Raw genomic sequence first — 26,914 nt, 5'->3', positions numbered from 1 at the left:
CCAAAGCTAGCAGTTCCTTTCTATTTTTTAAAAGACAACCTTGGTTCCATGCAATTGTGTCACACCTAGCTGATCGATAAAGATTTGACGGTTGTCCAAGTCAATCCCTCCACCTGGTAGAATTTCAATTTTACCTTTAGCATGTTCCAAAATTCTGTGATAGTGAGCAAAACGTTTCTCTAGTAAATCTCCAGACACACCAGCACGAGTTAGGATACGAGTAACTCCAGCTTGACTAAGCCAGTCAATAGCTTCCAGTTGATCATCATCACTCAATTCATCAAAGGCCATGTGAAAGACAATTTCCATCCCTTTTGATACCGCAATTAACTTTTCAAGATTAGGCTTATCCAACTTCTTCTCACCAGTTAAAGCCCCAAATACAACTCCTTGACTTCCAGCCTGCGCAGTCAATCGAATGTCTTCTAGCATGATTGCAATTTCCATATCATTATAGACAAAGTCACCACCACGTGGCCGAATCATGGTCATGATAGTCGTATTGTAGTTAGCTGCCAATTCAACCGCCGCCTTGGTCACTCCATAGCCAGGAGTTGTCCCACCAACTGCTAGATTATCACAAAGTTCGATCCGTCGAGCTCCAGCTTCCATCGCTTTTTCAAGCAAGGTCACATTTTCAGCACAAAATTCGTAAATCATTTGATTCTCCTTGAGTATTACTTTGAATTTATTATATCATATTGTTGTGAATATGCTTTCATTTTTATCAAGGGAAATAGTTACAAATTTTACTTATTCTTTGTCTGGAATGACCTTGAAGAGATAATAGGTGATAAAGATGGTCAAGGCTCCTAGACCGATTTTGACCGGTAAAAGAGGAGCAAAATAAATAGAAATCCCCATCAAGATGTAGATAGATACGATGATTTTTTTCTTTCGTTCACGGGCAATAGACTTAGTCTCGCGAAAATCAGCTACATATGCTTGATAGAGCTTGGTATGATACAACCAATCTTCGAAGCGCTTGGAACTTCTGGAGAAACAAGCAATAGACAACAAAAGGAAAGGCGTTGTCGGCAACAAGGGTAAAACAACCCCAACAATAGCCAAGGCCAGTGATAAAAAACCAATAATTAGATAGATAATACGCATAACTTCTCCTAGTTAATACTCTTAGAAAATCTCTTCAAACCGCGTCAACGTCGCCTTGACGTAGGTATGGTTCCTGACTTCGTCAGTCTTATCTGCAACCTCAAAGCAGTGCTTTGAGCAACCTGCGGTTAGTTTCCTAGTTTGCTCTTTGATTTTCATTGAGTATAAAATAATCTTCTTCTAGTTTCGCATAAAATGATGAATTTTGTCAAGCTCTAACCAAAAAGAGCCTGAAATTAACTTTCAGGACTCTCCTCTTATTTAATCTTTTCTTCTTCGTAGTCACCCTTGCTACAAACAACCTGCTTGCCACCACCACGGACTTTTTTCTCCATGAGGAAGTTGCCACATTTTGGACAGTCACGACCAACAGGCTTGTCCCAAGAAGTAAATTCACATTCTGGATAGCGATTGCAACCATAGAAAAGGCGATTACGTTTTGTTTTACGCTCAATGATTTGTCCCTGATGACAACTTGGACACTCAACACCGATTTCTTTCACGATTGCTTGGGTATGGCGACAATCTGGGAAATTGCTACAAGCATAGAACTTACCAAAACGACCAAGTTTAATGACCATTGGACTGCCACACACTTCACAGTCAAATCCAGCTGGTTCATCCTTGATCTGGATTTTCTCCATTTCTTCTTCAGCCTTGGCAACCTCTTTAGAGAAAGGTTTGTAAAAGGCATCAATGACACGTTGCCACTGCTCTTTTCCGACTTCGACATCATCCAGCTTGCCTTCCATTTCAGCTGTGAAGGTCACGTTTACGATATCTGGGAAATATTCAACGATGAGCTTGTTAACAATTTCTCCCAACTCTGTTGGTTCAAAACGTTTGGCTGCAAGGCGAACATAATAACGTTTCTGAATAGTTTCAATGGTTGGTGCGTAGGTTGACGGACGACCAACCCCATTTTCCTCCAAGGTCTTGATCAGTGTCGCTTCAGAATAACGAGCAGGCGGTTGAGTGAAATGTTGCTCTGGTTTGCTATTCACCTGCTTAACCACATCTCCAACAGCCATATCTGGTAACATCTTATTCTTGTCAGAATCGTTATAAATGGCAAGATAACCATCAAACTTAACCTGACTACCATTGGCAGCAAATTGAACCCCATTTTGAGACAATTTAACAGCCATAGTATCAAAGACAGCAGCTGTCATCTGGCTAGCCACAAAACGATTCCAGATAAGAGTATAAAGCTTAAGCTGATCCTTGTCCAGATACTTAGCAATACTTTCAGGTGTATTAAAGACGCTTGACGGACGTATAGCCTCGTGGGCATCCTGAGCACCTGATGCGTTTTTGACCTTGCTACCATGCTTAGAATACTTGCTACCAAAACGATCCGTAATGAAACTTGCTGCTTCATTTTGCGCTACAGGACTGATGCGGGTCGAATCGGTACGCATATAGGTAATCAAACCTTGCACACCAGAACCAATATTAATCCCTTCATAAAGCTGTTGGGCAACCATCATGGTCTTTCGAGTACGGAAATTGATTTTATTAGCAGCATCCATCTGCATAGATGAGGTGGTATAGGGTAATGGAGCATTGCGTTTGCGCTCTTTCTTATCCACCTGATCTACTGAAAAATCTTTACTGGTCAGACGAGACAAGACTTCCTTAACCTCATCATTGCTAGTCAGTTTCAGCTTTTTGCCATCTACTCCATAGAAGGAAGCCTGGAATTGCTTGGTTCCCTTTTTAAAGACAGCATCAATTGTCCAATATTCTTCTGGTTGGAAGGCATTAATTTCATTCTCACGGTCAATGATGAGTTTAAGGGCAATGGACTGGACGCGCCCTGCTGACAAGCCCTTCTTGACCTTCTTCCACAAAATAGGCGAAATCGAATAGCCTACCAAGCGGTCTAGGACACGACGAGCCTGTTGGGCATCGACCAAGTCCATATCAATCTTACGAGGTTCTTTAAAAGCATTTTTGACCGCATCCTTGGTGATTTCATTGAAGACCACACGGTTAGCATCATTTTCATCTAAGTTGAGAATGTGAGCCAAATGCCAAGAAATCGCTTCTCCTTCACGGTCCGGGTCACTCGCCAGAAAGACTTTATTAGCTTTTTTGGCTTCTTTTTTCAAGTCATTAATGAGAGGACCTTTTCCTCGAATATTGATATATTGCGGTTCATAATTATTTTCAATATCGACGGACATACTGGATTTCTTCAAATCCCGAATATGCCCGACACTGGCTAAAACCTTGTAGTTTCTGCCTAGGTATTTTTCAATCGTCTTAGCCTTAGCAGGCGACTCCACGATTACTAGATTTTTTTTAACTGTTGATTTTTTCTTTTTTGTTGCCGTAGCCACAGTATCACACCTTTTCAAAGTAATAAACTTTATAAAGTGTAAACCATTTTGCCATAACTGTCAAGACTTAGCTCCTATATATAGAAGAAAAGTTTGTCTAGTAAGCGGACTTTCTTCTTATACTCAATGAAAATCAAAGAGCAAACTAGGAAGCTAGCCGCAGGTTGCTCAAAACACTGTTTTGAGGTTGCAGATGGAAGCTGACGTGGTTTGAAGAGATTTTCGAAGAGTATTAAAATTCAAATTCTGCAAGAACATCCTGCCCACTGGTGACCAATTTTGCACCTTCTTGAATCAAATGATGGCAACCGTCTGATAGTCCATCTAAAATGCTACCAGGAATAGCAAAGACATCGCGCCCTTCTTCCATTGCTCGTTCACAGGTAATGAGACTGCCTGAGCGCATCTTAGCCTCTGCTACAATCACGCCACGACAAAGTCCAGCAATGATGCGATTACGGGCAGGAAAATGAAATTTCAGAGGTTGTTCTCCAGGTCCATATTCACTGAGAACCAGATGATCATTGCCGATGTAGTCTTGCAAGCGTTTATTGGCTTTAGGATAAAATACATCCAGACCTGTTCCAATCACTGCAATGGTTTTTCCGCCATTCTGAAGAGCTGCCATATGAGCTGCTGTGTCAATGCCCTTGGCTAATCCACTGACGATAACCAGTTCATTTTCCAAGCCTTGAATGACTTTTTCAACTGACTTAGCTCCCTGTTTGCTACAAGCACGACTGCCCACGACTGCTACCTTCGGGAATTTCAAGAGGTCAAGATTTCCCTTGTAAAATAAAAGTACAGGCGCATCATATATTTCACTCAAATCCCAAGGGTAACAGTCATCTAAAATAGAGAAAGATGGAAATTTTTGAAACTCCTTCTCCAAATGCTTATCGTCTATCTGAAAATAACGTTCCATAAAAACAGCTGGATTTCTGCAACCTGATATATCTGCAATATCACCCAACAAAAGCTCCTGATCAACATTTTCACCATATTCTAGGACCTTCAAAACCTGTTGATTGGTCAAACCTGATTTTTTTAACTTATAGATTTCATAGTTTGTGATTTTCATAAATAACTCCATTTCTTTTTCTACTCATCTATTCTATTCGTAAAAAATCAAAAAAAACATCCGACTATTTTAGCCAGATGTTGGAATCTTTAATTTTCGTTTTTAAGAATTTCTTCTAATTTATGATAATCTTGGACACTATCGATTTCATAGATGCTATTGCCTTCTAATTCTTCAACATAGACATCTAGCTCTTTGATGTTATCCTTAACCATATTGTCCCAGTAGAGATCAACAAATTCGCCACTTGCATAAGCCTTATCGATAAAGCTGACAATCTTTTCTGCAGTTGGAGCATCCCAGAAGGATACACCACTAAGGATGCGACCTGCCTTACTATCAACAGTAATATCTTGAACCTTGTAGTCATCTCCATAGACCAAGAACCATTCGTTGGTACAATCTTCACGATAAACACTAAAATAAGTCGAACGAGTCAAATCATTGCGGAACATATTTTTAAAGAGATAGTTATCGGCATCAATAACATAGCTGTTGGCCAATTCTTCTTTTACAAGATAGAGGGAGTAAAAGTTATTGTAGTCAGCGTATTTATCATTGAAAACGAGGCGAACACCGTATTTCTCTTTCAAGTAATCGAATTGTTCTTTAAGATAACCGACAATGATGATGATATCATGGATTCCCTTTTCTTTGAGAAACTCAATTTGGTATTCAATCAAAGGTTTTTGATTAACCTGAACCAAGGCTTTAGGGGTATTTTCAGTCATAGGACGCAAGCGAGTTCCCAAGCCCGCTGCTAAGATAATGGCTTTCACACGAATCTCCTTTATTCTTTAATAATAATATAAACTCCAGCAATGACGACAAGTGACGTAATAATGGTCAGCATATCTAGCGGTGCACCCAAGAAAACAACTGCAAACAAGACTGTCCAAACTACATAACTCACATTCAAGCCTGTAGCCTTGGCTGGTTGCAAGCGATTGATAGCGATATAATAAGCCAAGTAGGAAATCATATCAAAGGCCGCAAAGACAATCATGAGACCTAGCAATTGTCCATTTGCTACTTCTGTAAATGACTGATGAGAGAAGAGCACAATCACAAGATAGGACAAGAATGAAGTCACTTGACGGATTAAGAGAGCTTCGATTTCACTCAATTCACTTTCCATGGCAAAGGAGCTAAGAACACTCTCACTTCCCCATGCAATAGCACAAATCAAAGCACAGAGAATCCCAATGTAGAAGGAATTGACCTGTTCAACCTTATAGGTCTGAGCAATTATCCCTCCAATAATCAAGACAATCCCAAACACAGTATTTTTCGAAATCTTGTGCTTCAAAAAGAAGAAAGCCAATAAAACTGAAATCGCAGGGTAAATAGCCGATACAGATGAAGCTAAGGAACTTCCGATATACTTAACCGCATAAAGATTGGCCTGCATACCGATAGGGCCTGCTAGCAAGGCTCCGATGATAACACTAACATTGCGAATATTTAAGAAAATTGAGAGACGAACTTTTCCTTCTTTTACCAAGAGAAAAGCTAGTAAGATAAAGATACTCAAGAAATCGTGAGCAGCGGCCACCACAAAGGGCGACAAATCTGTAAAAATCGAAAAGATATAAGCACTAATCGTTAGACCTAAACCCCAGAAAATACCTGAGAGTAGACCAAAAGAAACTCCATTTTTATTTTTCATCTGAACCTCCATAATATGACAAACCTTTAACAGCTCTTTGGTAACGACTCACACCATAGTCACCAAAATCTGCACCTTGCTCTTCTTTGTAGACTGTCCATAGACTCCAAATAGCATCTTGCAAAATTTTATAGATTGCAATCTTTTCACGAGAAACAGGTGTTTGCTCACTCTCATAGTGAGACAAGAAGTCTTCTTCCTCTTGACGAGTGAATTCAGACTCTAAAAAGAGGGCAGCCAAATCCCACATTGGATCGTTCATTGATGAATATTCCCAGTCAATCAGATAAAGTCGTCCTTGTGGTGACTCGATAAAGTTTTCAGGCACCAAATCGATATGACAAGATTTTCTATCAACACCTAAGTCAGCCAGTCTTTTCTCTAAGGAGAAGACTTCTTCTCGAACAGCTTCATAGTTGGCATAAGGGATTTTTTCCTCAATCAAGGATTCGTATTTTTTGATTTCTTCAAAAGGAGCAAATTCTCCTCTTAATTCCTTGCCAGACGCATGAATGGTTTGTAATATTGGAGCAATTTTATCAAATTTAGTCTTGATTGTATTTGAATCAAGCGTGATTGCAGATTCGATATACTCATTTACTTTGATACCAGCTTCAATATCAAAAAGATAATTTTTTACATCTAAGTCTAAATCCTTTAGTAGTTCAAGATTGTACTTTTCATCTTGACGATTGATCAGCTTTTCTGTCCCTTTACCAAAGAACTTAACGATGTATTGCTTATTTGTTGTTTTGACCAAATAGTTTTGATTGGTCATTCCCCCCAGTTGTTCAACACTGAGGACTTCCTCTTCTTCACTAAGTAGGGAAGAAATTTTCTCTTTAATGATTTTCTCCACAATTAACCTCCAGTTCTTATACTTCCCACTTAAACACAGTTTTAAAGGCTGTATTTAAATCGGTAGCAAAGACACGGTGAATATCTTTAATTTCTCTTACAGGTTCTTCTAGATAAAGGATATTTTTAAGACGATTAGCGAATTTCTTAACTTCCATCATTTGAATCGCATTTTCAAAATCAATGCGACCAGAACGAGAGGAACCAACCAAGAGCAAGCCTTTTTCTAAGGCATCGCGTGTATTGATGTTGACTTTATACTCACTAACTCCCATCATGAGAATCGTTCCCTGAGGACGAATGTAGCGAATCAAATCATTAATAGCTGGTCCAGTACCATCACCACCACAACACTCAAAAGCATGATCAAAGGTCAAATCCTCAGGAATATTGTCAGTAATATAGCATTCTTTGGCAAATGAAAAGAGTTCCAACTTTTCCCAATGACGACCAATAACCACAATCTCTGCTTCTGGCAAAGTATAATTGATAATATTGGCAACTACAAAAGCTAAACTTCCATCTCCGATAACGGCGATTCGGTCACGCCTGCTATGAGCAAGGGTCAATAAGCGATTCATGGCATGCATGCCGACACTGACGAACTCTGTAATCGCTGCAACCGTGTCTTCAATAGCATCATAAGCCACCACACGGTCTTTAGGGAGAGAAACAAACTCTCTCATAAAGCCATCAAATCCACTAGACAAGAAATGGGTCCCTGTCATGTAGTTCTCATAGAATTCTTCATCGCTCTGCATAGGAGGCTGATTAGGAATCATAACAACTTTTTGCCCAACCTCGTAGGTTCCTGTCGGGTCAGAAATAACGGTTCCACATGACTCGTGAATCATTGCCATTGGAAGCTTTTTATTCAAAATCTTGGGATCACGTTTTCCTTGGTAGTAACGCTGATCCGCATGACAGACCGCCATGTAGTTGGGACGGATAAGGATATGATTCTCTTGTTCAATAGCCTCTTCCTGGTATTTGACATTGATAAACTTAGGCTTAGTTAGTTGATAAAGTTGATTAATTATTTCACTAGTCTTTCTCAATCATACTTTTTACAATCTTCAAATCTGTTACTGTTGTAACTTCAGATTTGAAGATTCACCCTTGGCTAAGGCCACATCTTTTCCTTTGATAACAAAGATTTTACATGCATATGTCAAGATTTCCTTCTCTTCAGCAGAGAGAGAACCGTAAAGGTCCATGAAGTCCTTGCAACGGAATGTTTGAGGTGTTTGTCCTTGATAAAGGTGAGCACGATTTGGAATATCTGTAATGAATTGACCATTGGTACTTTCAACGATAGTATCAACAGCTTCTACCACTGTGTCCACTGCGTCATGATCTTGACAAAGTTTGATATTGTCTTGAATCATGCGAAGTGTAATAAATGGACGAACAGAATCGTGGGTAACAACGATATCCTCTGGCGTAAGCAGACGATAAGCATCAATGGCTTCAATGATTTTTTCAATACTTGTATTGCGGTCAGCACCACCCTTTGTAATGATGATACGTTCCTTATGAAGAGGCAGATATTTATCTACAAGATCTTCTGCATGAGAAACCCAGTCTCCATGAACCCCAACCACAATTTTTTCAATGCTTGGTTCCAAGACAAATTTTTCAATTGTATGAATCAAAATAGGTCGATCACCTAGCTCTAAAAATTGTTTTGGCAAGTTACTGATTCCCATGCGTGTGCCAGTTCCACCGGCAAGAATTCCTGCATAAATCATCTATTTTCTCCTTTGTCTTACTAAAAAAACTTATTCTCTCTATTATACCACAATCTAGCCCTATCATGAAAGAAATACCGAACCTCCCGTTCTAGAATAGGAGGGTTAAGCAGTTCTATTATTCAAAGAAACTAGTCCATTTCTAGTAATAACTAGGAATTCTGTAGTCATTACTAATAAATGGCTGTGAAATTTTAGAGTTCTTCAGAATAATATAGTTTCCTTAAAAAAAACTTAAAATTAATATTTGAAACTTCAAAGTGATTACTTGACTTATACTCAATGAAAATCAAAAAGCAAACTAGGAAGCTAGCCGTAAGCTGTACTTGAGTACGGTAAGGCGACGCTGACGTGGTTTGAATTTGATTTTCGAAGAGTATTACTGCCCTTCATTTCTTATTAGCTGACTTTATGATATAATGAAAAATGAGGTAAATTGAATGAAAAGTATAAAATTAAATGCTCTATCTTATATGGGAATTCGTGTCTTAAATATTATTTTTCCCATCCTAACTGGAACCTATGTCGCGCGTGTCTTGGACCGTACTGACTATGGTTACTTCAACTCAGTTGACACTATTTTGTCATTTTTCTTGCCCTTTGCGACTTATGGGGTCTATAACTACGGTTTACGAGCCATCAGTAATGTCAAGGATAACAAAAAAGATCTGAATAGAATGTACTGACCCCAAAAAGTTGGACAAATAATTATTGAAAGGATTTAGTTCTGTACTGCACAGGACTAAGTCCTTTTAGTTTGATTTTAATTCTTTTATTGTTGTAGTAATTGATATAGTCTACAATGGCTTGTTCCAATTGCTTAAGCGACTGAAACGACTTCTCATAGCCGTAAAACATTTCGGATTTTAAAATGCCAAAGAAAGATTCCATCATACCGTTGTCTGGGCTGTTGCCCTTGCGTGACATAGATGCTTGAATTCCCTTACTCTCCAAAAATTTATGGGAAGATGCATGCTGGTATTGCCAGCCTTGATCACTATGGAGAATAGTATTTGTGTAATGATCCTCACTGAAGTCTTGGTTTAACATAGCTTTCACTTGTTCCAAGTTCGGTGAAGTCGAAAGATTATAGGCGATAATTTCGCTATTAAAGCCATCTAAAACTGGTGATAAGTAAAGCTTTTGAGTACTTGCTGGAATGGCAAATTCTGTCACATCTGTGTAGCACTTTTCCATTGTTTTAGAGCCTTCAAATTGACGTTGAATGAGATTCTCTGCTTTCTTGCCAATCTCTCCTTGGTAGGAAGAATACTTTCGTTTACGGCGAATTCGAGCACTTAAACCAAGGATTTTCATCAGACGTTGGACCTTCTTATGGTTTACTATATGACCACGATTCCTCAATTCAAGAGTTATTCGGCGATAGCCATAATTTCCTTTGTGCTCAGTAAAAATAGCTTGAATTTCAGCTTTAAGATCTTTATCTTTGTCAAGCCCATCTAGTTCCTTCAACTGATAATAGTAAGTTGAGCGAGGTAAACGAGCCACTTCAAGAAGTAAATCTAGTCGAAATCCTCCTGAAGCCATTTCTCTAATTGTCTCTGCCTTTCTCGCTGTATGGTTTCGTCCCTGTCTTCCAGCTCTTTTAACTTTTTTAAGTAAGCCACCTCAGTACGTAAGCGTTCATTCTCCTCTTGGAGTCGCTCTAGTTCTGTCATTTCATCCCAAGTTTTCTTCCGTTTACGTCCCATTTTAGTTGATCTCCCTCTTGTTTTCTCAACAATAGTATACCCGTTTTTCTTGTATTGTGCTAGCCAATTAAGAAGTATCGTACGACTTGGGAGGCCGTATTCAAGAGAAACTCTATCTTTAGTCTAGCCTTCATGTAAGACTTTATGAATCATTTCTTGCTTTAAATCAGGAGAATAGTAACGATTTTTTCCTTTTTTGACGAACTCTATTCCGTAACGATCAATCAATTTAATCATGTACCTAATATTAGAATTGTTTATCCCAAATTTATTTGAAAGCTTCTCTATGCTATATCCTTGTTTTCTAAGTTCATAGATCTGAACTTTATCATCATAAGTTAATTTCATAATAAAAACACCCCAAAAGTTAGATTTTTTCTGTCTAACTTTTGGGGTGCAGTTCAATATTATGCGTTTTTATTTTTTCTTCAATCCATTGCAATGTATTGAGAATTAAATTTCTTATAGGTAAAGGAATTTGAAGATAGCTACTGCCGCAATTGCTGCTGCGATAGGTGCTACTACTGGTACCCAAGAATACCACCATTTTGAATCGCCTTTGTGCTCACCAAGAACTGATTTTGGAAGGAAAGCATGAAGGAGACGTGGTCCCAAGTCACGAGCAGGGTTCAAGGCAGGTCCTGTAGGTCCACCAAGTGATGTTACCAAGGCCATAACAAGGAATCCAAGTGCCAAGTGAGCTACTGAAAGTCCTGAAGCAGTATGTGGTGCTACTTGGGCTTTGATTGCTAAATCAGAAAAGTCAACATTTTGACCTGCTTGACTAGCCATTTGTTTCATGTATTGAAGCACTTCAGAACCAAAGAAGTTTTTAGTCATTCCAAGGGCTGCAAAGAAAAGAACAAATGATCCAACAAACTCATTTACAAAACCATTAACAGTTGCTGCAAAATGTGATTCTTTTGTACCATTATCCAAACTTGAAATTGTTGAGAAAGTACCCAAAATGTTGTTTGGATTTTCAGTTTTCAAGTAGTATGGGCGGTGTGTTGCCACAACCAAGGCTTGACCAAAGATAGCACCCAAAACTTGTGCGATGATATAAGGCGCAACTTGTGCCCAAGGGAAAAGACCGCTGATTGCAAGTCCAAGAGTAAAGGCTGGGTTGATGTGGTTTCCAGATACGTTACCAAACATTAATGCTGGGATCATAACCCCCATACCATAACCAACAGCGATAACGATCCAGCCACTTTGGTGACCTTTCGTACCTTTAAGTTCAACGTTGGCAACTGCACCATTTCCAAGAATGATCAAAATAGCAGTTCCCAAAAATTCAGTGGCATATTTAATTGCCCATGTGAAATCCATTTGATAGATTCTCCTTAAAATTTTTTAGACAATCCTTATTCTATCAATTTTTACATCTTTTAGCAACTACTTTCCCGAAAGATTGTGATAGAAAACGGTTCCAAAACTTATAAACTAATCTTTGTTTTCAAGATATCCCCAGTTCATTATGTTATCTACGCTAATCTGATGCTTTTATGTCAATTCCTCCTGATACATAGTATAGGGAATAAGAAGTATCTTTCCCCATTCACCAATCAGAGTTTTGCTATGAAAACAAAACTCTATCCTTCTAATGAAACAATCTTAACCTGATTTATATAAAAATTCTCGTCACATTTCCATAAAAGCTCAGCCATATTTTTGTAAGAAATGGATTTATCGTGATCTGCTCTAATCGTAAGATTATAACCACTTTCATTCCTATCCATGTCAATATTTAGATTGTAAAATCCCTTCTGTTCAATGAGAATATTCAAGGTATCTATTGAAGGTTTATTGGTTACAAATCCAGTCATTCTGATATGATAATGAGTATCGCTTTTCAAAAATTTGGAGCTACTTTTCTGAACAGAGACAACAATTAAACTGCAAAATAAGCCTAGAAAAGCAAAACCTGCTCCAATCGCCATCCCAATACCTGCAGTTGCCCAAATACCAGCTGCTGTGGTGATACCACTGATTTTTTTATCCCTCATCACCACCAATGAAACTAATTCCACTGACAATTTGGGCCGCAACCCTAGAAGTATCATAATTAGGCGTATCCAAGAAAGCTTCTTTTGATAAAATCATCATTAAAGTTGCAGTTAAGGCAACCAAAATATGAGTCTTTCTCCCAGCCTGCTTGTGCTTAGACTTTATTTCATAGCCAATGATAAAATCAGAAAAACAAGACAATAAAATGAGAATAATATATCGGACTTCAATCGGTAGAGCTATCGTATCAAGCATTATTTCCCTCCTCTATCACTCATAATTTTATATTATAATCCTAGTTGAAACTTTTTCAAGAGAATATATTAGTTGAAAATTGTCCTTTTTAAAACAAAAAACCGCAGTTATCTTCTAGTAATAACTTGCAGTTTTCTGTAACTAATGGATTCTTACAATGTCTCAAATAATTCTTGCATTTGCACATCATCTGGAACTAGTTTTAAGTAAGCTTGGGCATTGACTTTGGCTTCCTCAAAGTAGCCCAATTCACGCAAGAGATAGATATAGTGTTCCAGAAACTCTGGATTGTCCTTTAAATCTCCTGCCAACTCTTGGTAAAGCTCATAGGCAGTATCCAAATCGTCCATTTCTTGATAGGAACGAGCAATCATCCACTTGGTCAAGAGATTTTCTGGCTCCTCACTTTGCAAGTCTAGAATATCCTCATAACGCTCCTGCTCCAGATAAATAGTAGCTAAACGGAGTAAAATTTCTTCCGCATCCTCAGCGTCTTCTTTTGCAGTAAGGAGATAATTTTCTGCACCACTAGCATCATGCAGTTCATAAGAGAATTGTGAAGCAGCTAGCAAGAGACGAGTTTCAAAGGGATTTTTCTCCAAGCCCTGCTTAGCAATACGCAGAGCTTCTTGAACTTGATGTTCCTTATGTAAGGCCTGACTGTAACCATACTCATAGCCTTCAAAATCAGGTGAAATGGTATCAAGTTGCTTAAAGTAGAGGACAGCTTTTTGGTATTCTTCTTGATCAAAGTAAAGACTGGCTAACTCAAAAGCTGTTAAATCATCGTATTCTAACTCCAGGGCTTTTTCTAAAAACTCTGTGGCCGTTTCAAATCTCCCTAACTGAGCATAGGCAAAGCCAATCCGTTGATAGGTAGAAATACCTGTTTGCTCATAAATAGTACGATTATCTAACTGAGCATAGCCTTGAATAGCCTCTTGGTAATTTTCCAACTCACTATCCAACTCTGCCAAGCCCAATATCAAGAGAGGATCCTCTGAGTAGGTCAAAGCCTCCAGCAACTTCTCACGCGCCACATCTGTCAAACCTTCCATCTGGTAAAGGTCTGCTTTCAGAGCCAAAGCCGAAATATACCAGTCACTGTCAGCTTGGATTTCCTCTAGATAGGCAAAGGCTTCTTCGATTTGACCATCCTCGCTAGCAATAGCTGCTAGATTAAGATGAACCTCTGGAAAGTCCTCTACGATTTTCAGGTAAATTTCCTTTGCCTGAGGATAAAAACCAATTCCTTCTAGATAGTTGGCTAAATCATAAAGAAGGTCACTTGGATCATTTTCTAAAGCTTTAGCGAAATAATGCTCAGCCTTGGTTAAATCTTGCTCCTCCAAAGCCTGTAACATCTGTTGACTATTGTTCACTCTTGACTTCCTCTCCTTCTAGTTCATATAAACCACTAACTACCTTATACCATTCAAAAATCGCTGAAATCACAACCTTTGCAGAGGCATAAACCGGAATACCGAGCAAGACTCCCCAGATACCAAACATAGAGCCCGAAGTTAACAAGACAAAGAGAACATTAATGGGATGGATGTTTAATTGACTTCCCAAAATCAATGGAGAGACAAAACGGCCTTCAATAGTTTGTTCTACGATAAAGACAATCACTACTTTCAAAAGCATGACTGGACCAGCAATCAAACCCAATACTAGGGCAGGAAGCATGGCTAGGAAACTACCAAGATAAGGAACCAGATTTAAGATACCAGCAGTAACACCCAGCGTAACCGCATAGCGTAGACCAATGATCTTAAAGAAGACGATAAACATTACTGCTACAATAATAGCCACTGTCACTTGCCCTCGAACATAGTTAGACAACTGTTGATTCACATCTGATAAAACTTGTCCAACAGGTTCTTTCAATTTCGTTGGCATGAATTGGGTCAAATAGTGACGCAAGCCTTTCCCATCACGCAAGAGATAAAAGAGCATGAAAGGAACGATAATCAAGGCAACAATCACTTGAGATGCCCCACTAATAAAAGCGCTAACCCAGTTAACAGCCTGAGATGAAACCTTACTTGCCCAAACTGTAGCCTGACTTGAGAAGTTTGTCAAAACTTGCTCTAACTGTGGTCTGAAATCATCTGATAAACGCTTGGTTACCAAATCGTCAATAACTCTGTCAGCATCTTCGAGGTATATTGGTACGTTTCTTGCAAATGTTAAAACTTGACGTTGCAGATTTGGAATAGCTACTGCCAAGCCCCAAATGATAAAGAGAGCGATGATGACAAAGACAATACTGATTGCGATAACACGATTGATTTTGCGTTTTTCCATCCAATCAACAATAGGATTTAATAAATAATATAGCAAACCAGATAGAATGACTGGCAACATCACGACTGTCAAAAAGTCTAAAACAGGTGAAAATAGAAAACTAATCTTGCTTAAAATAAAAAGATTTAAGCCAAGTAACAAGGTTACCAAAAATACCGTAATGGCTTTGTTATCTAAAAACCACTTAAAAAACCAAGATAGGCTAAAATGTTTCTCTTTTTGATCCATAAATACTTCCTTTCTATTGTTCTCCCATTATACCATTTTTGAAACAAAATAACTCTTTTTTAAAGTGCTTACATGAAGACCACTACATAAAAAATCTCCTCAAAAGAGGAGATTCGATTAGTCTTGAATATGACGGTCTAAGTTCTTCTGATAATCAGCATTGGATTTGGCTTTTTCATCAGCAAACTTCTTACGGAACTCATCCATTTCTTTAGTAGTGACAATCTTATCTTGGATTTTCAGATACTTGTAGCTATTTTCACTAGTCTTATCACCTACCCAGCCACCGGCACCACTGCCAGGAACCATTTTCGTCACTAGCATTTGAGCACCATCAGAGTATACTGGAATAACAAGTGCACTATCTGACAACCAAGCTTGGGCCTTAGCATATTTGGAATAACGTTTTTGAAGGTCTGTTTTCTCACTATTTGCATCATCAATCAGTTCTTTGTATTTATCCAATCCAACTGTTTTAATAACTGGATTGTCTGTTCCTGGTGCCACACCAAGAGCACCTAGGAGGCTTGGACCTGAAGTTGGATCAAATACATCTAGATAAGTCGATGGATCAGCAAAGTCTGGATTCCAACCACTGACTGCATTAATATCCCAGTCAGTATTTGCATTGGAAGTAGCTAGAACAGTCATACTTCCCAATTCATCATCAGAAACCTGTTGAATGTCAACAACCACATTTTCAGAGCCTAAGGCTTCCTCGATGGATTGTTTATAAGACTGAACCTGACGAATAAAATCTGGATTTGATGAAGAAATTGGCAAATCTAAATGAATTGGGAACTGTACTCCATCAGCTTGAAGAGTTTTCTTAGCAGATTCAAACTTAGCCTTAGCCTTGTCTACATTATGAAGTGAATCTTGGGCATCATCAAGGCTGACATCTTTCCAGACATTATCCAATTTATCCAATTCTGTCTTAGTAACTTGACCAAATGTTTGATCTCCTACTTGTACAAATGTTGGAGGAGTGAAACTTGTCCGTAACTTACGAGGTCCTACTTCATCACCAAATACTTGAGAGATCCCTGCTTTACGATCTACCGCAAAAGCCAAGGCTTGACGGAAATCTTTGTTTAACAAGGCTTTCTTAGTAGAAGTTTTTTCTGCATCACTTGTTTTAGCAGTGTGATTGTAATTTACACGGTCGATATTGGTTGAGATATAAAAAACTCCTCCACGCTGTTGACCATACACAATATTATCCTTGTATTTTTCTTTTAGACGTTCATAGTTGGCAGAGTTTTTAAAGAGAGGCGCAGCTGGATAATGTCCCTCATCAAAACCGCGTCCTAGGGAGTCTGCATCTTGACCATCAAAGAAGGATAACTTGATATCATCAATAAAGACATTTTGTTTATCCCAGTAGTTTTGATTTTTGGTCATTTCGATAGAAGACTTAGATGTAAGACCTTTGAGGAGATAAGGCCCATTGTATAGAATGCTCGTTACATCAGTTGGTTTACCAAAGTCATCTCCTTTAGAAGCTAAAAAGTCTTCATTAACTGGTGCAAGGACTCCCATTGTTGTTTTTGAATTCCAGAAAGATTCTGGATGATTCAAAGTATAGACTACAGTATAATCGTCAGTTGCTTTTACCCCAACACTAGAAAAATCTGTTGTTTTCCCATTTACATAGTCATCCAATCCTTTGATAGAATCCTGTACAAGATAAAGAGCCTGTGATTTCTTATCTGCTGCGTGTTTCAGACCAGTCACAAAGTCTTGAGCCTTGACTTCACCATACTCTTCCCCCTCATTGGTATACCATTTGATACCCTGACGGATTTTATAGGTATAGGTCAAACCATCTTTGGAAACAGTCCAATCTTCTGCAACTGATGGAACAAGATTCCCATATTGGTCATTTTCAAGCAAACCGTCAATAACGTTACCTGTGACCTGTTTAGTGCTGACATTTCCAGAAACTGTATAATCCAGAGTCGAAGGATCTGATGAAAATACATAGGCATAAGTCACTGGCTTAGTAGCATCCTTATTACCATTACCAGATGAACACGCTGCTAGGACAGCTGCCGAGAGTACAGCAACTCCTGCTGCTAAGAAAACACGTTTTTTCATAAACAAACTCCTTTGCAATTTGTATAAGATTATTATAGCACTTTTATTAAGTAAATCAATGAAAACATTCTTAATATTATCATGAAAAGAATGTGGAAAATCTCTTGCCAAGCTTGATTTTTTCATACTAGCATTTTTGTGATATAATAGTCTTATCTTTATATAGAGGTAAAGTTATGAAAGAAACTGTTTATTTTGGAACTTATACGCGTCGTACTTCCCAAGGGATTTACAAGGCGGACTTTGATACAGAAACTGGTCTGCTTTCAAACCTAGAACTTTTTGCTACTGAGCCAAGTCCAACCTACCTTGCTTTTGACCAGCACCAACATTTATACACTGTTGGTAGTCAAGATGACAAGGGGGGAATTGCAGCCTATCAAACTGACGGGACTTTATTAAATCATGTCGTTGAAGAAGGAGCTCCCCACTGTTATGTTGCCGTTGATGAAAAACGTGATTTGGTCTATGCAGCCAACTACCATAAAGGACAGGTCCTTGTTTATAAACGTCAGAAAGACGGTAGTCTTCTACTTAGTGATGTGGATCAACACAGTGGCCAAGGTCCACATGAAAATCAAGCTTCTCCCCACGTTCACTTTACAGATTTAACACCTGACCACTATCTAGTGACCTGTGATTTGGGTACTGACCAAGTCATCACTTATGACCTTGATCGAGAAGGGAAATTATCTAAACTCTATACCTATCACAGCCAGCCAGGATCAGGCTCACGCCATATCGTTTTCCATAACCACTATAAAATCGCTTATCTCATTTGTGAACTCAATAGCACTATCGAGGTTCTAATCTACGATGGTGTTGGCGAATTTGAACGCATGCAAGTCATTTCAACTCTACCAGACGGTTATGAAGGCTTTAATGGTACTGCTGCTATTCGTCTCTCTAAAGATGGTAAATACCTCTACGCTTCTAACCGTGGTCATGATTCTATCGCAGTATATACAATTCTTGCGGACGGTAGCTTAGAGTTGTTAGAAATCGTTCCGACACATGGTCAGACTCCACGTGATTTTGATTTGACACCAGACCAAGAATTTGTCATTGCTGTCCATCAGGACTCTGACAATGTAACCGTCTTTAAACGCAATTCTGAAACTGGACGTCTAGCAGAACTTTCCAACGACTTCCATGTCCCAGAAGCAGTCTGCATCAGTTTTGCCCCTTAAGAAAACATAAAAAATGAACTTGGTAACTCAAGTTCATTTTTTTCTTATAGTCTTTTTCCGACATTAATACGGTTAATGGCACGTTGCAGTGCAATCTTAGCACGACGTTCTTGGTCAATCAAGTTTTTATCTTGTGCTTCTTCAATTTCACGCTCTGCTCGAAGTTTTGCACGTTCTGCACGACTGATATCAATATCACGAGCACGTTCTGCAGAATCCGCAACGATTGTGATGGTATTATTGGCAATTTCAATAACGCCTCCGTTTACTGCAATCCAGTTCACGTGATCTTCATCATCAATACGTTTTACCTTTACTTCATCAACTGCTAAAACCGCAATCATATTTTCATGTCGTGGCAAGATCCCCATCTCACCATCCAGAGTTCGAACCGATACATAGCTGGCATGGTGATCATAGACGAGACCATCTGGTGTCACGATCTGGACAGTTAACTGAGCCATAGATCACCTCTTAAAATCCCATTTTTTCAGCTTTTGCAATCACATCTTCGATAGAACCTACACCACGGAAGGCATCTTCTGGCAAGTGGTCATGTTTACCATCAAGGATTTCCTTAAAGCCACGAACAGTTTCAGCAACTGGAACATAAGAACCTGGCTGTCCAGTAAATTGTTCCGCAACGTTGAAGTTTTGTGACAAGAAGAACTGGATACGACGGGCACGAGCAACCAAGGTCTTTTCTTCATCAGAAAGCTCATCCATACCAAGGATAGCAATGATATCTTGCAATTCATGGTAACGTTGAAGGACACGTTTTACTTCAGCAGCAACTGCATAGTGCTCTTCTCCAACGATTTCAGGTGCCAAGGCACGTGAGCTTGAAGCAAGTGGGTCAACAGCTGGATAAATACCCAATTGTACCAGCTTACGTTCCAAGTTTGTTGTTGAATCCAAGTGAGCGAAGGCTGTTGCTGGCGCTGGGTCAGTATAGTCATCCGCTGGCACATAGATAGCCTGGATAGAGGTTACAGAACCTTTCTTGGTTGATGTGATACGTTCTTGCAATTGACCCATTTCCGTAGCAAGTGTTGGTTGGTAACCAACGGCTGATGGCATACGACCCAAAAGGGCAGATACTTCTGAACCAGCCTGAGTGAAACGGAAGATATTATCGATAAAGAGAAGCACGTCTTGGCCTTCTACATCACGGAAGTATTCAGCGATTGTCAAACCAGTAAGAGCAACACGCATACGTGCTCCTGGTGGCTCATTCATCTGACCAAATACCATGGCTGTTTTCTCGATAACACCTGATTCTTTCATTTCCCAGTAAAGATCGTTCCCCTCACGAGTACGTTCCCCAACACCAGTAAATACTGAAATACCACCGTGTTCTTGGGCAATGTTGTGAATCAATTCTTGAATCAAGACGGTTTTACCAACTCCGGCACCACCGAAAAGTCCAACCTTACCACCTTTAAGGTAAGGGGCAAGAAGGTCGATAACCTTAATCCCTGTTTCAAGGATTTCAGAAGAGGTAGACAACTCATCAAAAGTTGGAGCTTTTTTATGAATTGGCTGACGCTCTGCGTCTTCTGTAAAAGGAGCTTCCAAGTCAATGGTATCTCCCAAAACGTTGAAGACACGTCCCAAAGTTTCTTTACCTACTGGTACAGAGATTGGACGACCTGTGTCCAATACTTCCATTCCACGAGTCAACCCATCTGTTGATTCCATGGCGATAGTACGGACCATACCATCTCCCAACTCCAAGGCTACTTCAAGGACGATTTTTGTTTTTCTTTCGTCATTTTTGTAGACGACAAGTGCATTGTTAATCTCAGGAAGTTTTTCCCCTGCTGCAAACAAGACGTCTACAACGGGACCGATAACCTGAGCAATTTTACCTGAACTCATCTCCTTCTCCTATTCTATATAAGATACTGTCGGTTCCTAGCTCAACTAGGTCCTAATACTCTTCGCAAATCTCTTCAAACCACGTCAGCTCTATCTGCAACCTCAAAACAGTGTTTTGAGCAGCCTGCGGCTAGCTTCCTAGTTTGCTCTTTGATTTTCATTGAGTATAAGTTCATTTTCATACGAGCTGGACTAGAGCCTATTCTAAGGCACTAGCACCCGCTACGATTTCTGTAATTTCTTGTGTAATCGCCGCCTGTCTGGCACGGTTATACTGAATTGTCAAATCATTAATGACTTTCTTAGCATTATCTGTCGCTGTTTGCATGGCTGTCATACCAGCAGCATTTTCAGCTGTCTTGGCATCGATAATAGCCCCGTAAATCATACTTTCTGCAAACTGAGGCAACAACTGCTCCAAAATTTCTTCTCGGCCTGTCTCCAATTCAAAAGTCAAGCTGTAGTCTTCATCCGCTTCATTTGGATCCAAGTCAACAATCGGAAGCATTTGTTCCACACGCATTTGACTGGTTAGCGTATTGACATGGTGGTTGTAGCAGACATAGAGCTCATCAAAGAGTTCATTTTGGTACATTTCAACAGTTTTTGAAATAATCTTACGAACTTCATCAAAGCTAGGTTGATCCGCCAAGCCACGTAGTTCATAAAGTGGTTGAATACCACGAGCCTTAAAGAAATCAGCTCCCATTCCACCGATACAGATCATTTCAAAACCTTGACCATCTGGATGGTATTCTTCCTTCAACTCCATAACGGCTTTCAGAATAGAAGAATTATACCCTCCAACCAAACCGCGATCTGAAGTAATGACGATATAGCCTGTCTTCTTCACAGGACGGCTAATCAACATCGGATTGGTTGAACCACCAGCTCCATTACCATGAAGGATATCTGTCAAAAGTTTACGCACTTTCTGAGCATAAACTTGGAAGTTGCGAGCAGCTTCTTCAGAGCGACCTAGCTTAGCAGCTGAGACCATTTGCATGGCATTAGTGATTTGACTCGTATTTTTTGTTGAGGCGATTTTTGTTTTAATATCATTTAGAGATACTGCCATCTGACACCTCTATTCTTATTGGAAGCTGGTTTGATTGAGAAACTCTGTAATCGCAGCATCCAAGACTGCTTCTTCTGGCAAGTCTTTTGTATCACGAATGGTTTCCAAAATCTCTGGATGTTGAGCATCAAAGAAGGCATGGAACTCTTCCTCGAAACGAACAATGTCATCTACTGGAACAGTATCCAAGAAACCATGTGTCAAAGCATAGAGAATGGTTACTTGTTTCTCAACAGGTAATGGTTTGTGAACAGGTTGTTTCAAGACTTCAACTGTACGACGTCCACGGTTCAATTTAGCCTGTGTTGCCGCATCCAAGTCAGACCCAAACTTAGTAAAGGCTTCCAACTCACGGTATGAAGCAAGGTCGATACGAAGTGTACCAGCAACCTTTTTCATAGCTTTGATTTGTGCAGAACCACCTACACGAGATACAGATGAACCCGCATCGATGGCTGGACGAATACCCGCATTGAAGAGACCATCACCAAGGAAGATTTGTCCATCAGTGATAGAAATCACGTTGGTTGCGATATAGGCAGAGATATCTCCTGCTTGTGTCTCGATAAATGGTAGGGCAGTAATTGATCCACCACCAAGTTCATCAGAAACTTTAGCTGAGCGCTCAAGCAAACGGCTGTGAAGGTAGAAAACATCCCCTGGGAAAGCTTCACGACCTGGAGGACGACGAAGCAAGAGTGACAGTTCACGATAAGCTACCGCTTGTTTTGATAAATCATCATAAACAATCAAAACATGTTTCCCTTGATACATAAATTCTTCTGCCATGGCAACCCCAGCATAAGGAGCTAGGAAAAGCAATGGAGATGGTTGTGAAGCAGAGGCTGTCACAACGATTGTGTAATCCAAGGCACCGTACTGACGTAGTGTTTCTACTTGCGTACGAACTGTTGATTCTTTTTGTCCAATCGCTACGTAGATACAGATCATATCTTGACCTTTTTGGTTCAAGATTGTATCAATCGCAATGGTTGTTTTCCCTGTCTGACGGTCACCGATAATCAACTCACGTTGACCACGACCAATCGGTACAAGGGCGTCAATAGCTTTCAAACCAGTTTGCAGTGGTTCTGATACAGACTTACGTTGCATAACACCAGGAGCTGGTGCTTCTACTGGACGAGTTTTATCAGTGTGGATTTCTCCAAGACCGTCAACTGGACGACCAAGCGGATCCACAACACGACCAATCAGACTTTCACCTACTGGGACTTCCATGATTTTACCTGTACGGCGGATTGTATCGCCTTCACGGATATCTGTAAAGTCACCTAGGATGATTATACCAACGTCTGTTGACTCCAAGTTTTGAGCCATACCATAAGAGCCGTTTTCAAAAATCAACAACTCTCCACTCATGGCATTTTCAAGGCCATGAGCACGCGCGATACCATCCCCGATATAGGTTACAACACCTGTTTCAGTCACATCAAAATTGGGTTTGAAATTTTCAATTTGTTGCTTAATTAAAGCGCTGATTTCTTGTGCGTTAATTGCCAAAAGAACACCACTTTCTATTTCAAATTTTCTTTAACAACTTTAAGTTGTTGTTTAATACTCACATCAATTGTCTTGTGATTGGCAAAAATGACAAAACCACCAATGAGACTTTCATCGATTTGTTCTTTTACACTCCTTACTTTAAGAGACATTTTTTTCTCAATCAAAGGGAGCAAGCGACTCTTTTGTTCATCTGTTAGAGGATGAGCAGACGTAATCGTCACTTCAAATCGATTTGTTTCTTTTTCAAGTCGGTTCAAGCAATCTACAAGAATATCATAAAAAAGATTTGCTCTGTGATTGTAGATAAGAACCTGGATAAAGTTTTGCAATAAAGATGACACTGAATCTTGGAAGAACGCAATCGTTTTTTCCTTGTCAGACTCGTCTACTGCCACTTTTTTTAAAAAAGAAGGTAAGCCTGTTTCTTCAGCAACTTGCTTGATTTGAGCTAAGTCTGAAAAGATACGGTCTTCTTCTCCTTTTTCTAAAACCAATTGGACAAAAGGCATGCTGTATTTTTCAATTACCTTTACTGTTTTCTTGTCCATTAAGCTTCTCCTAACTGATCGATATACTGATCAATAAGTTCTTTATGGGCATGACCGTCAAGGTTTTGTGAGATGATTTTACCAGCCAAGCTGATTGTCAAATCTGCTACCTCACCCTTAACACTTTGTAAAGCTTCAGCTTTATTTTGAGCAATTTCTTGGTTCGCTTTTTCTTTCAAGCGTCCTGCTTCTAGCTTAGCATCTGCTAAAATACTAGCTTTGCTTTTCTCAGCTGTTTCTTTCGCATTCTCAATGATTGTCTTAGCTTCTTTACGACTACCAGCCAATTCATCTTCGCGTTTTTGAGCCAATACTTCTGCTTTTTGACGTGCTTGTTCAGCTCCGTCAATATCTGCTGCAATTTTTTCTGCTCTTTGTTCGAAAATGCTAGCCAAATTTGACCAAGCGTATTTCTTAACCAAGACTAGCAAGAGAATAAAGGAACCAGCGATTAGTATAAAATCACCAAGTAATTCACCTACTGTTACATTCATAAACTACTCCTTTCTATTCTTCATCATTAATTTTATTTCCTAGGTACATTGAAGATAACAATGTAAATACATATGCCTGTACACAAGAAATAAAAACAGAAAATGCAGTCCAGATTAGATTTGTTCCAAAAGCAATAGGATACCAATAGAAGGCCTGATGAGAAAGTAGGACTAACATACTTGCCATCACTTCCCCTGCAAAGATATTACCAAAGACCCGCAATGCAAGTGAAAGGAGATTGGTAACTTCTTCCAAGAGATTCATTGGTGTCATAAAACCTGGTGTTACAAATGCTTTTAAATACTTTTTGATTCCACGACGACGAATTCCTTCTACGTGGGTCATTAAGATAATTGTAAAAGACAAGACCAAGTCAAATGACAAATTTGCTGTTGGTGAGGTCCAAAGATTTACACCATCTGTAGTCTGAATTCTAGCCATTAAGCCAATATTATTTGCAATGGCCATAAATAGGAATAAACAGAAATAAAAGAGAGAATAATCCTTTATCATTGGACCAAGGTTTGATTTTGTAAATCCAACAACAAAATCAAATAAATACTCTAATACATTTTGTTTTCCTGTGGGTCTCAAAGTCATATTTCGAGTTGCCCAATAAATAAAGCCAAAAATAAGTGCTACAGTCAACAAAGTCAAAACTACTATGGTTAAATTAAAGGTAACAGGACCAATATTGATGGTTGGATTAATACTTTCTTCCATCTAAAATCCTCCCTTTTTCAATTTATACTTCTTTTATTTGATGATAAATGAAAAGACAAGAGTAACGAAGAAAGTACCTTCAATAAAGGCAACCCCTAGGATCATCAAACTACGTAGTTCTGAGATGATATCTGGTTGGCGAGCAACTGATTTCAACAAACCGTTCATCAACATACCTTCACCAAGAGATACACCCATACAGGCAAGACATAGACCGAAAAATGTTAAATTCATGACGAATTCTCCTTTTAATTAAAATTTACTTACTTAGTTTAGTCCTAAAAATTGGATTTGTCAACTTTTTACTTACGTTGAAAGCGTTTAATGAAAATTATTTACAATTTTACTATTTTTTAGCTTATTATATAGAAAACTTTGGAAAAAACTTGTAATAAATCCGTCTATTATCTAGGTCTTTCTGAAAAATAATGAAAAATCCGAGATGAAATCTCGGATGGAAATTAATATATTTTCTTTAACCTAAGGTTCTTTTAGTAAGTAGGATTAAAGGGAAAGCAACTAGAAAGCTTTCGTCTCCTACATGTTTATTAAGCACGCACTGTGACGCTGGTTCCATCTTCTTTATAAAGATTGATAAGACCTTCTTTGAGCGCACGAACCATATCTCCAGCTTGAACAGGTTGTGGGACTTTGATTGTCAAGAGTTCCATTGGATTTGGAGCGCGGTCTATTTTATTGCCTTTGGCATCATGTAAATTTTCGATATACGTTTCAAAATGACGGAAACCTGGGCCATAAAACTCAACTTGGTCTCCTTCGTTAATAACGTTCCGTTGACGAATAGTTGCTGTTTGTGTCGCATCATCATAAGAAACCACTTCAGCAACAAACTTGTACTCAGGAATTTTACGACGAGCACCAAATAACTGCTCATTTTCAGATGGTGTACCGTAGTAGAAACCTGTTGCTAATTCACGTTGGGCAACCTTCCACATCTCATCAATCAAGTCTTGCTTGATAGCTTCAAACTTCTCTGGACTCTCTAGATAAGCATCAACAGCCGCCTTATAACAGTTAGTTACTGTTGAAACATAGTGAATAGACTTCATGCGTCCTTCGATCTTCAGACTGTCCACACCGTTTTCAATCATATCTGGGATATGGTCAATCATAGACATATCAACGGCTGACATTGAAAATTCTTCAGGAATTTCACCTTTAAGACTCTTACGTTCCTTCCCAAATGGCATATCGTAAAGGTCGTACTTCCAACGGCAAGACTGAGAGCAACCACCACGGTTAGCATCACGCATACTCATGTGATTTGAAAGCGTACAGCGACCTGAGTAGGAAATACACATAGCTCCATGAACAAAGGCTTCAATCTCAACGTCTGTACGTTTGCGAATTTCTGCCAATTCTTCCATTGAAACCTCACGCGCCAAAACGACACGAGTCAAGCCCAGTTCTTTCCAGAACTCAAGAGTTTCATAGTTGGTGGCACTTGCTTGGGTAGAAAGGTGGATTTCAAGACCTGGTGCTTCAGTCGCTGCAATCATAATCAAAGCTGGGTCAGATACGATAACTGCTGCAATCCCGATATCACGCAGTTTACGGAACCACTCACCAGCACCAGCTTCATTTCCTTCGTGCATAACCATATTGGCAGCTACATAGACTTTAGCACCGTACTTAGCCGCAAACTGTACGCCTTCTTCCATCTGTTCGAAAGTAAAGTTTCCGGCACGGCTACGAAGACCATAGGCCTGACCACCGATAAAGACAGCATCTGCTCCATATTGAACAGCTACTTTTAGCTTCTCTAAAGTTCCTGCAGGTGATAAAACCTCAGGACGTTTTAATGTTTTTGTCATGTTTTCTCCTATTTGCAATATAAAAGTTTGACGTTTTTCCTTCTCATTTTATAGTAAATAAGTGATAAAATCAAGCCTAGATAAATTGTTTTGACAATTCTAATCTTTTAAGCTTTGTATAATAATTGTTAAACTATCGAATATAAACCAATTTTAACAAGTAGCCAAAAAGTCTAGAAAAGTAAAAACCAGTATCCAATGATACTGG

At 39.2% G+C, this 26,914-nt stretch carries 22 protein-coding genes and 4 pseudogenes; 2 read left to right on the top strand and 24 right to left on the bottom strand.

Annotated elements, in window-relative coordinates; all coding sequences use genetic code 11:
- Positions 1-27: 27 nt before the first annotated feature.
- From QM865_RS03770 to QM865_RS03730, 9 genes and pseudogenes are all read right to left on the bottom strand, one after another.
- Entirely contained in the window at positions 28-660 is a 633-nt protein-coding gene (locus QM865_RS03770) for a copper homeostasis protein CutC (RefSeq protein WP_414306039.1), read from the bottom strand.
- 93 nt (positions 661-753) lie between these two features.
- Positions 754-1,113, bottom strand: a complete 360-nt coding sequence (locus QM865_RS03765; protein ID WP_001220352.1) for a YbaN family protein — start codon at positions 1,111-1,113, stop codon at positions 754-756.
- Between the two features lie 257 nt (positions 1,114-1,370).
- Complete coding sequence (topA, locus tag QM865_RS03760) at positions 1,371-3,458, bottom strand: type I DNA topoisomerase (protein WP_000179656.1); 2,088 nt, start codon at positions 3,456-3,458, stop codon at positions 1,371-1,373.
- A 232-nt stretch (positions 3,459-3,690) separates the two neighbouring features.
- Positions 3,691-4,539, bottom strand: a complete 849-nt coding sequence (gene dprA / locus QM865_RS03755; protein WP_414306038.1) for a DNA-processing protein DprA — start codon at positions 4,537-4,539, stop codon at positions 3,691-3,693.
- 89 nt (positions 4,540-4,628) lie between these two features.
- Complete coding sequence (locus QM865_RS03750) at positions 4,629-5,318, bottom strand: sugar phosphate nucleotidyltransferase (RefSeq protein WP_000643959.1); 690 nt, start codon at positions 5,316-5,318, stop codon at positions 4,629-4,631.
- 11 nt (positions 5,319-5,329) lie between these two features.
- Entirely contained in the window at positions 5,330-6,208 is an 879-nt protein-coding gene (locus QM865_RS03745) for a DMT family transporter (protein WP_414306037.1), read from the bottom strand.
- A complete protein-coding gene (locus tag QM865_RS03740; protein ID WP_414306036.1) occupies positions 6,198-7,067 on the bottom strand; it encodes a phosphotransferase in 870 nt (289 codons plus the stop codon). Before QM865_RS03740 ends, QM865_RS03745 begins: the two co-directional genes overlap by 11 nt.
- A 16-nt stretch (positions 7,068-7,083) precedes the next feature.
- Positions 7,084-8,106, bottom strand: coding sequence for a ribitol-5-phosphate dehydrogenase (locus tag QM865_RS03735; protein ID WP_414306071.1), 1,023 nt, complete (start codon positions 8,104-8,106; stop codon positions 7,084-7,086).
- A 4-nt stretch (positions 8,107-8,110) separates the two neighbouring features.
- Positions 8,111-8,817, bottom strand: a pseudogene (locus QM865_RS03730) (2-C-methyl-D-erythritol 4-phosphate cytidylyltransferase).
- Positions 8,818-9,257: 440 nt separating this feature from the next.
- On the opposite strand from QM865_RS03730, the pseudogene QM865_RS03725 reads away from it, so the two are divergent.
- Positions 9,258-9,500, top strand: a pseudogene (locus QM865_RS03725) (lipopolysaccharide biosynthesis protein); the annotation flags it as partial.
- A gap of 25 nt (positions 9,501-9,525) precedes the next feature.
- On the opposite strand, the pseudogene QM865_RS03720 reads toward QM865_RS03725, so the two are convergent.
- The 6 genes and pseudogenes from QM865_RS03720 to QM865_RS03695 form a co-directional block, all read right to left on the bottom strand.
- Positions 9,526-10,877 (bottom strand): annotated as a pseudogene (locus tag QM865_RS03720) (IS3 family transposase).
- 114 nt (positions 10,878-10,991) lie between these two features.
- Positions 10,992-11,861 carry an aquaglyceroporin Gla gene (gla, locus tag QM865_RS03715; RefSeq protein ID WP_049491488.1) on the bottom strand — a complete coding sequence of 290 codons (870 nt, stop codon included), beginning with the start codon at positions 11,859-11,861 and terminating at the stop codon, positions 10,992-10,994.
- A gap of 263 nt (positions 11,862-12,124) precedes the next feature.
- Positions 12,125-12,794, bottom strand: a pseudogene (locus tag QM865_RS03710) (MgtC/SapB family protein).
- A 152-nt stretch (positions 12,795-12,946) separates the two neighbouring features.
- Positions 12,947-14,176 (bottom strand): tetratricopeptide repeat protein, encoded by a 1,230-nt coding sequence (locus QM865_RS03705; protein ID WP_261046339.1) that lies wholly within the window; start codon positions 14,174-14,176, stop codon positions 12,947-12,949.
- Positions 14,166-15,332 carry an AI-2E family transporter gene (locus QM865_RS03700; RefSeq protein ID WP_203176479.1) on the bottom strand — a complete coding sequence of 389 codons (1,167 nt, stop codon included), beginning with the start codon at positions 15,330-15,332 and terminating at the stop codon, positions 14,166-14,168. Before QM865_RS03700 ends, QM865_RS03705 begins: the two co-directional genes overlap by 11 nt.
- Before the next feature lie 117 nt (positions 15,333-15,449).
- Positions 15,450-17,432: a peptide ABC transporter substrate-binding protein gene (locus QM865_RS03695; RefSeq protein WP_203176477.1), complete on the bottom strand. Its 1,983-nt coding sequence runs from the start codon at positions 17,430-17,432 to the stop codon at positions 15,450-15,452.
- Between the two features lie 176 nt (positions 17,433-17,608).
- Here QM865_RS03695 and QM865_RS03690 point away from each other — a divergent pair, with 176 nt between their 5' ends.
- Positions 17,609-18,622, top strand: a complete 1,014-nt coding sequence (locus tag QM865_RS03690) for a lactonase family protein (RefSeq protein ID WP_023944148.1) — start codon at positions 17,609-17,611, stop codon at positions 18,620-18,622.
- Positions 18,623-18,666: 44 nt separating this feature from the next.
- Here the strand turns inward: QM865_RS03690 and QM865_RS03685 are convergent, their stop codons facing one another.
- The 9 genes from QM865_RS03685 to QM865_RS03645 form a co-directional block, all read right to left on the bottom strand.
- Positions 18,667-19,086 carry a F0F1 ATP synthase subunit epsilon gene (locus QM865_RS03685; protein ID WP_000068043.1) on the bottom strand — a complete coding sequence of 140 codons (420 nt, stop codon included), beginning with the start codon at positions 19,084-19,086 and terminating at the stop codon, positions 18,667-18,669.
- 10 nt (positions 19,087-19,096) lie between these two features.
- The gene (gene atpD, locus QM865_RS03680; protein WP_000094357.1) at positions 19,097-20,503 is read right to left on the bottom strand and encodes a F0F1 ATP synthase subunit beta; all 1,407 of its coding nucleotides are present in this window, start codon (positions 20,501-20,503) and stop codon (positions 19,097-19,099) included.
- Positions 20,504-20,702: 199 nt separating this feature from the next.
- Entirely contained in the window at positions 20,703-21,581 is an 879-nt protein-coding gene (locus QM865_RS03675; protein WP_023942961.1) for a F0F1 ATP synthase subunit gamma, read from the bottom strand.
- Positions 21,582-21,596: 15 nt separating this feature from the next.
- Positions 21,597-23,102 carry a F0F1 ATP synthase subunit alpha gene (gene atpA / locus QM865_RS03670; protein WP_000996629.1) on the bottom strand — a complete coding sequence of 502 codons (1,506 nt, stop codon included), beginning with the start codon at positions 23,100-23,102 and terminating at the stop codon, positions 21,597-21,599.
- 14 nt (positions 23,103-23,116) lie between these two features.
- Positions 23,117-23,653 carry a F0F1 ATP synthase subunit delta gene (locus QM865_RS03665; protein WP_120770298.1) on the bottom strand — a complete coding sequence of 179 codons (537 nt, stop codon included), beginning with the start codon at positions 23,651-23,653 and terminating at the stop codon, positions 23,117-23,119.
- Positions 23,653-24,147: a F0F1 ATP synthase subunit B gene (gene atpF, locus QM865_RS03660; protein WP_020902744.1), complete on the bottom strand. Its 495-nt coding sequence runs from the start codon at positions 24,145-24,147 to the stop codon at positions 23,653-23,655. Before atpF ends, QM865_RS03665 begins: the two co-directional genes overlap by 1 nt.
- A 13-nt stretch (positions 24,148-24,160) precedes the next feature.
- Positions 24,161-24,871 carry a F0F1 ATP synthase subunit A gene (gene atpB, locus QM865_RS03655; protein ID WP_000392870.1) on the bottom strand — a complete coding sequence of 237 codons (711 nt, stop codon included), beginning with the start codon at positions 24,869-24,871 and terminating at the stop codon, positions 24,161-24,163.
- A gap of 33 nt (positions 24,872-24,904) precedes the next feature.
- Positions 24,905-25,105 carry a F0F1 ATP synthase subunit C gene (locus QM865_RS03650; RefSeq protein ID WP_001054560.1) on the bottom strand — a complete coding sequence of 67 codons (201 nt, stop codon included), beginning with the start codon at positions 25,103-25,105 and terminating at the stop codon, positions 24,905-24,907.
- Positions 25,106-25,419: 314 nt separating this feature from the next.
- On the bottom strand, positions 25,420-26,706 hold the full coding sequence (locus QM865_RS03645) for a peptidase U32 family protein (protein WP_045607117.1): 1,287 nt from the start codon (positions 26,704-26,706) through the stop codon (positions 25,420-25,422).
- Positions 26,707-26,914: the final 208 nt, after the last annotated feature.

It is taken from the genome of Streptococcus mitis, assembly GCF_047462815.1.
Classification (GTDB): domain Bacteria; phylum Bacillota; class Bacilli; order Lactobacillales; family Streptococcaceae; genus Streptococcus; species Streptococcus mitis_DO.
This window is presented reverse-complemented; position numbering and strand designations above follow the sequence as displayed.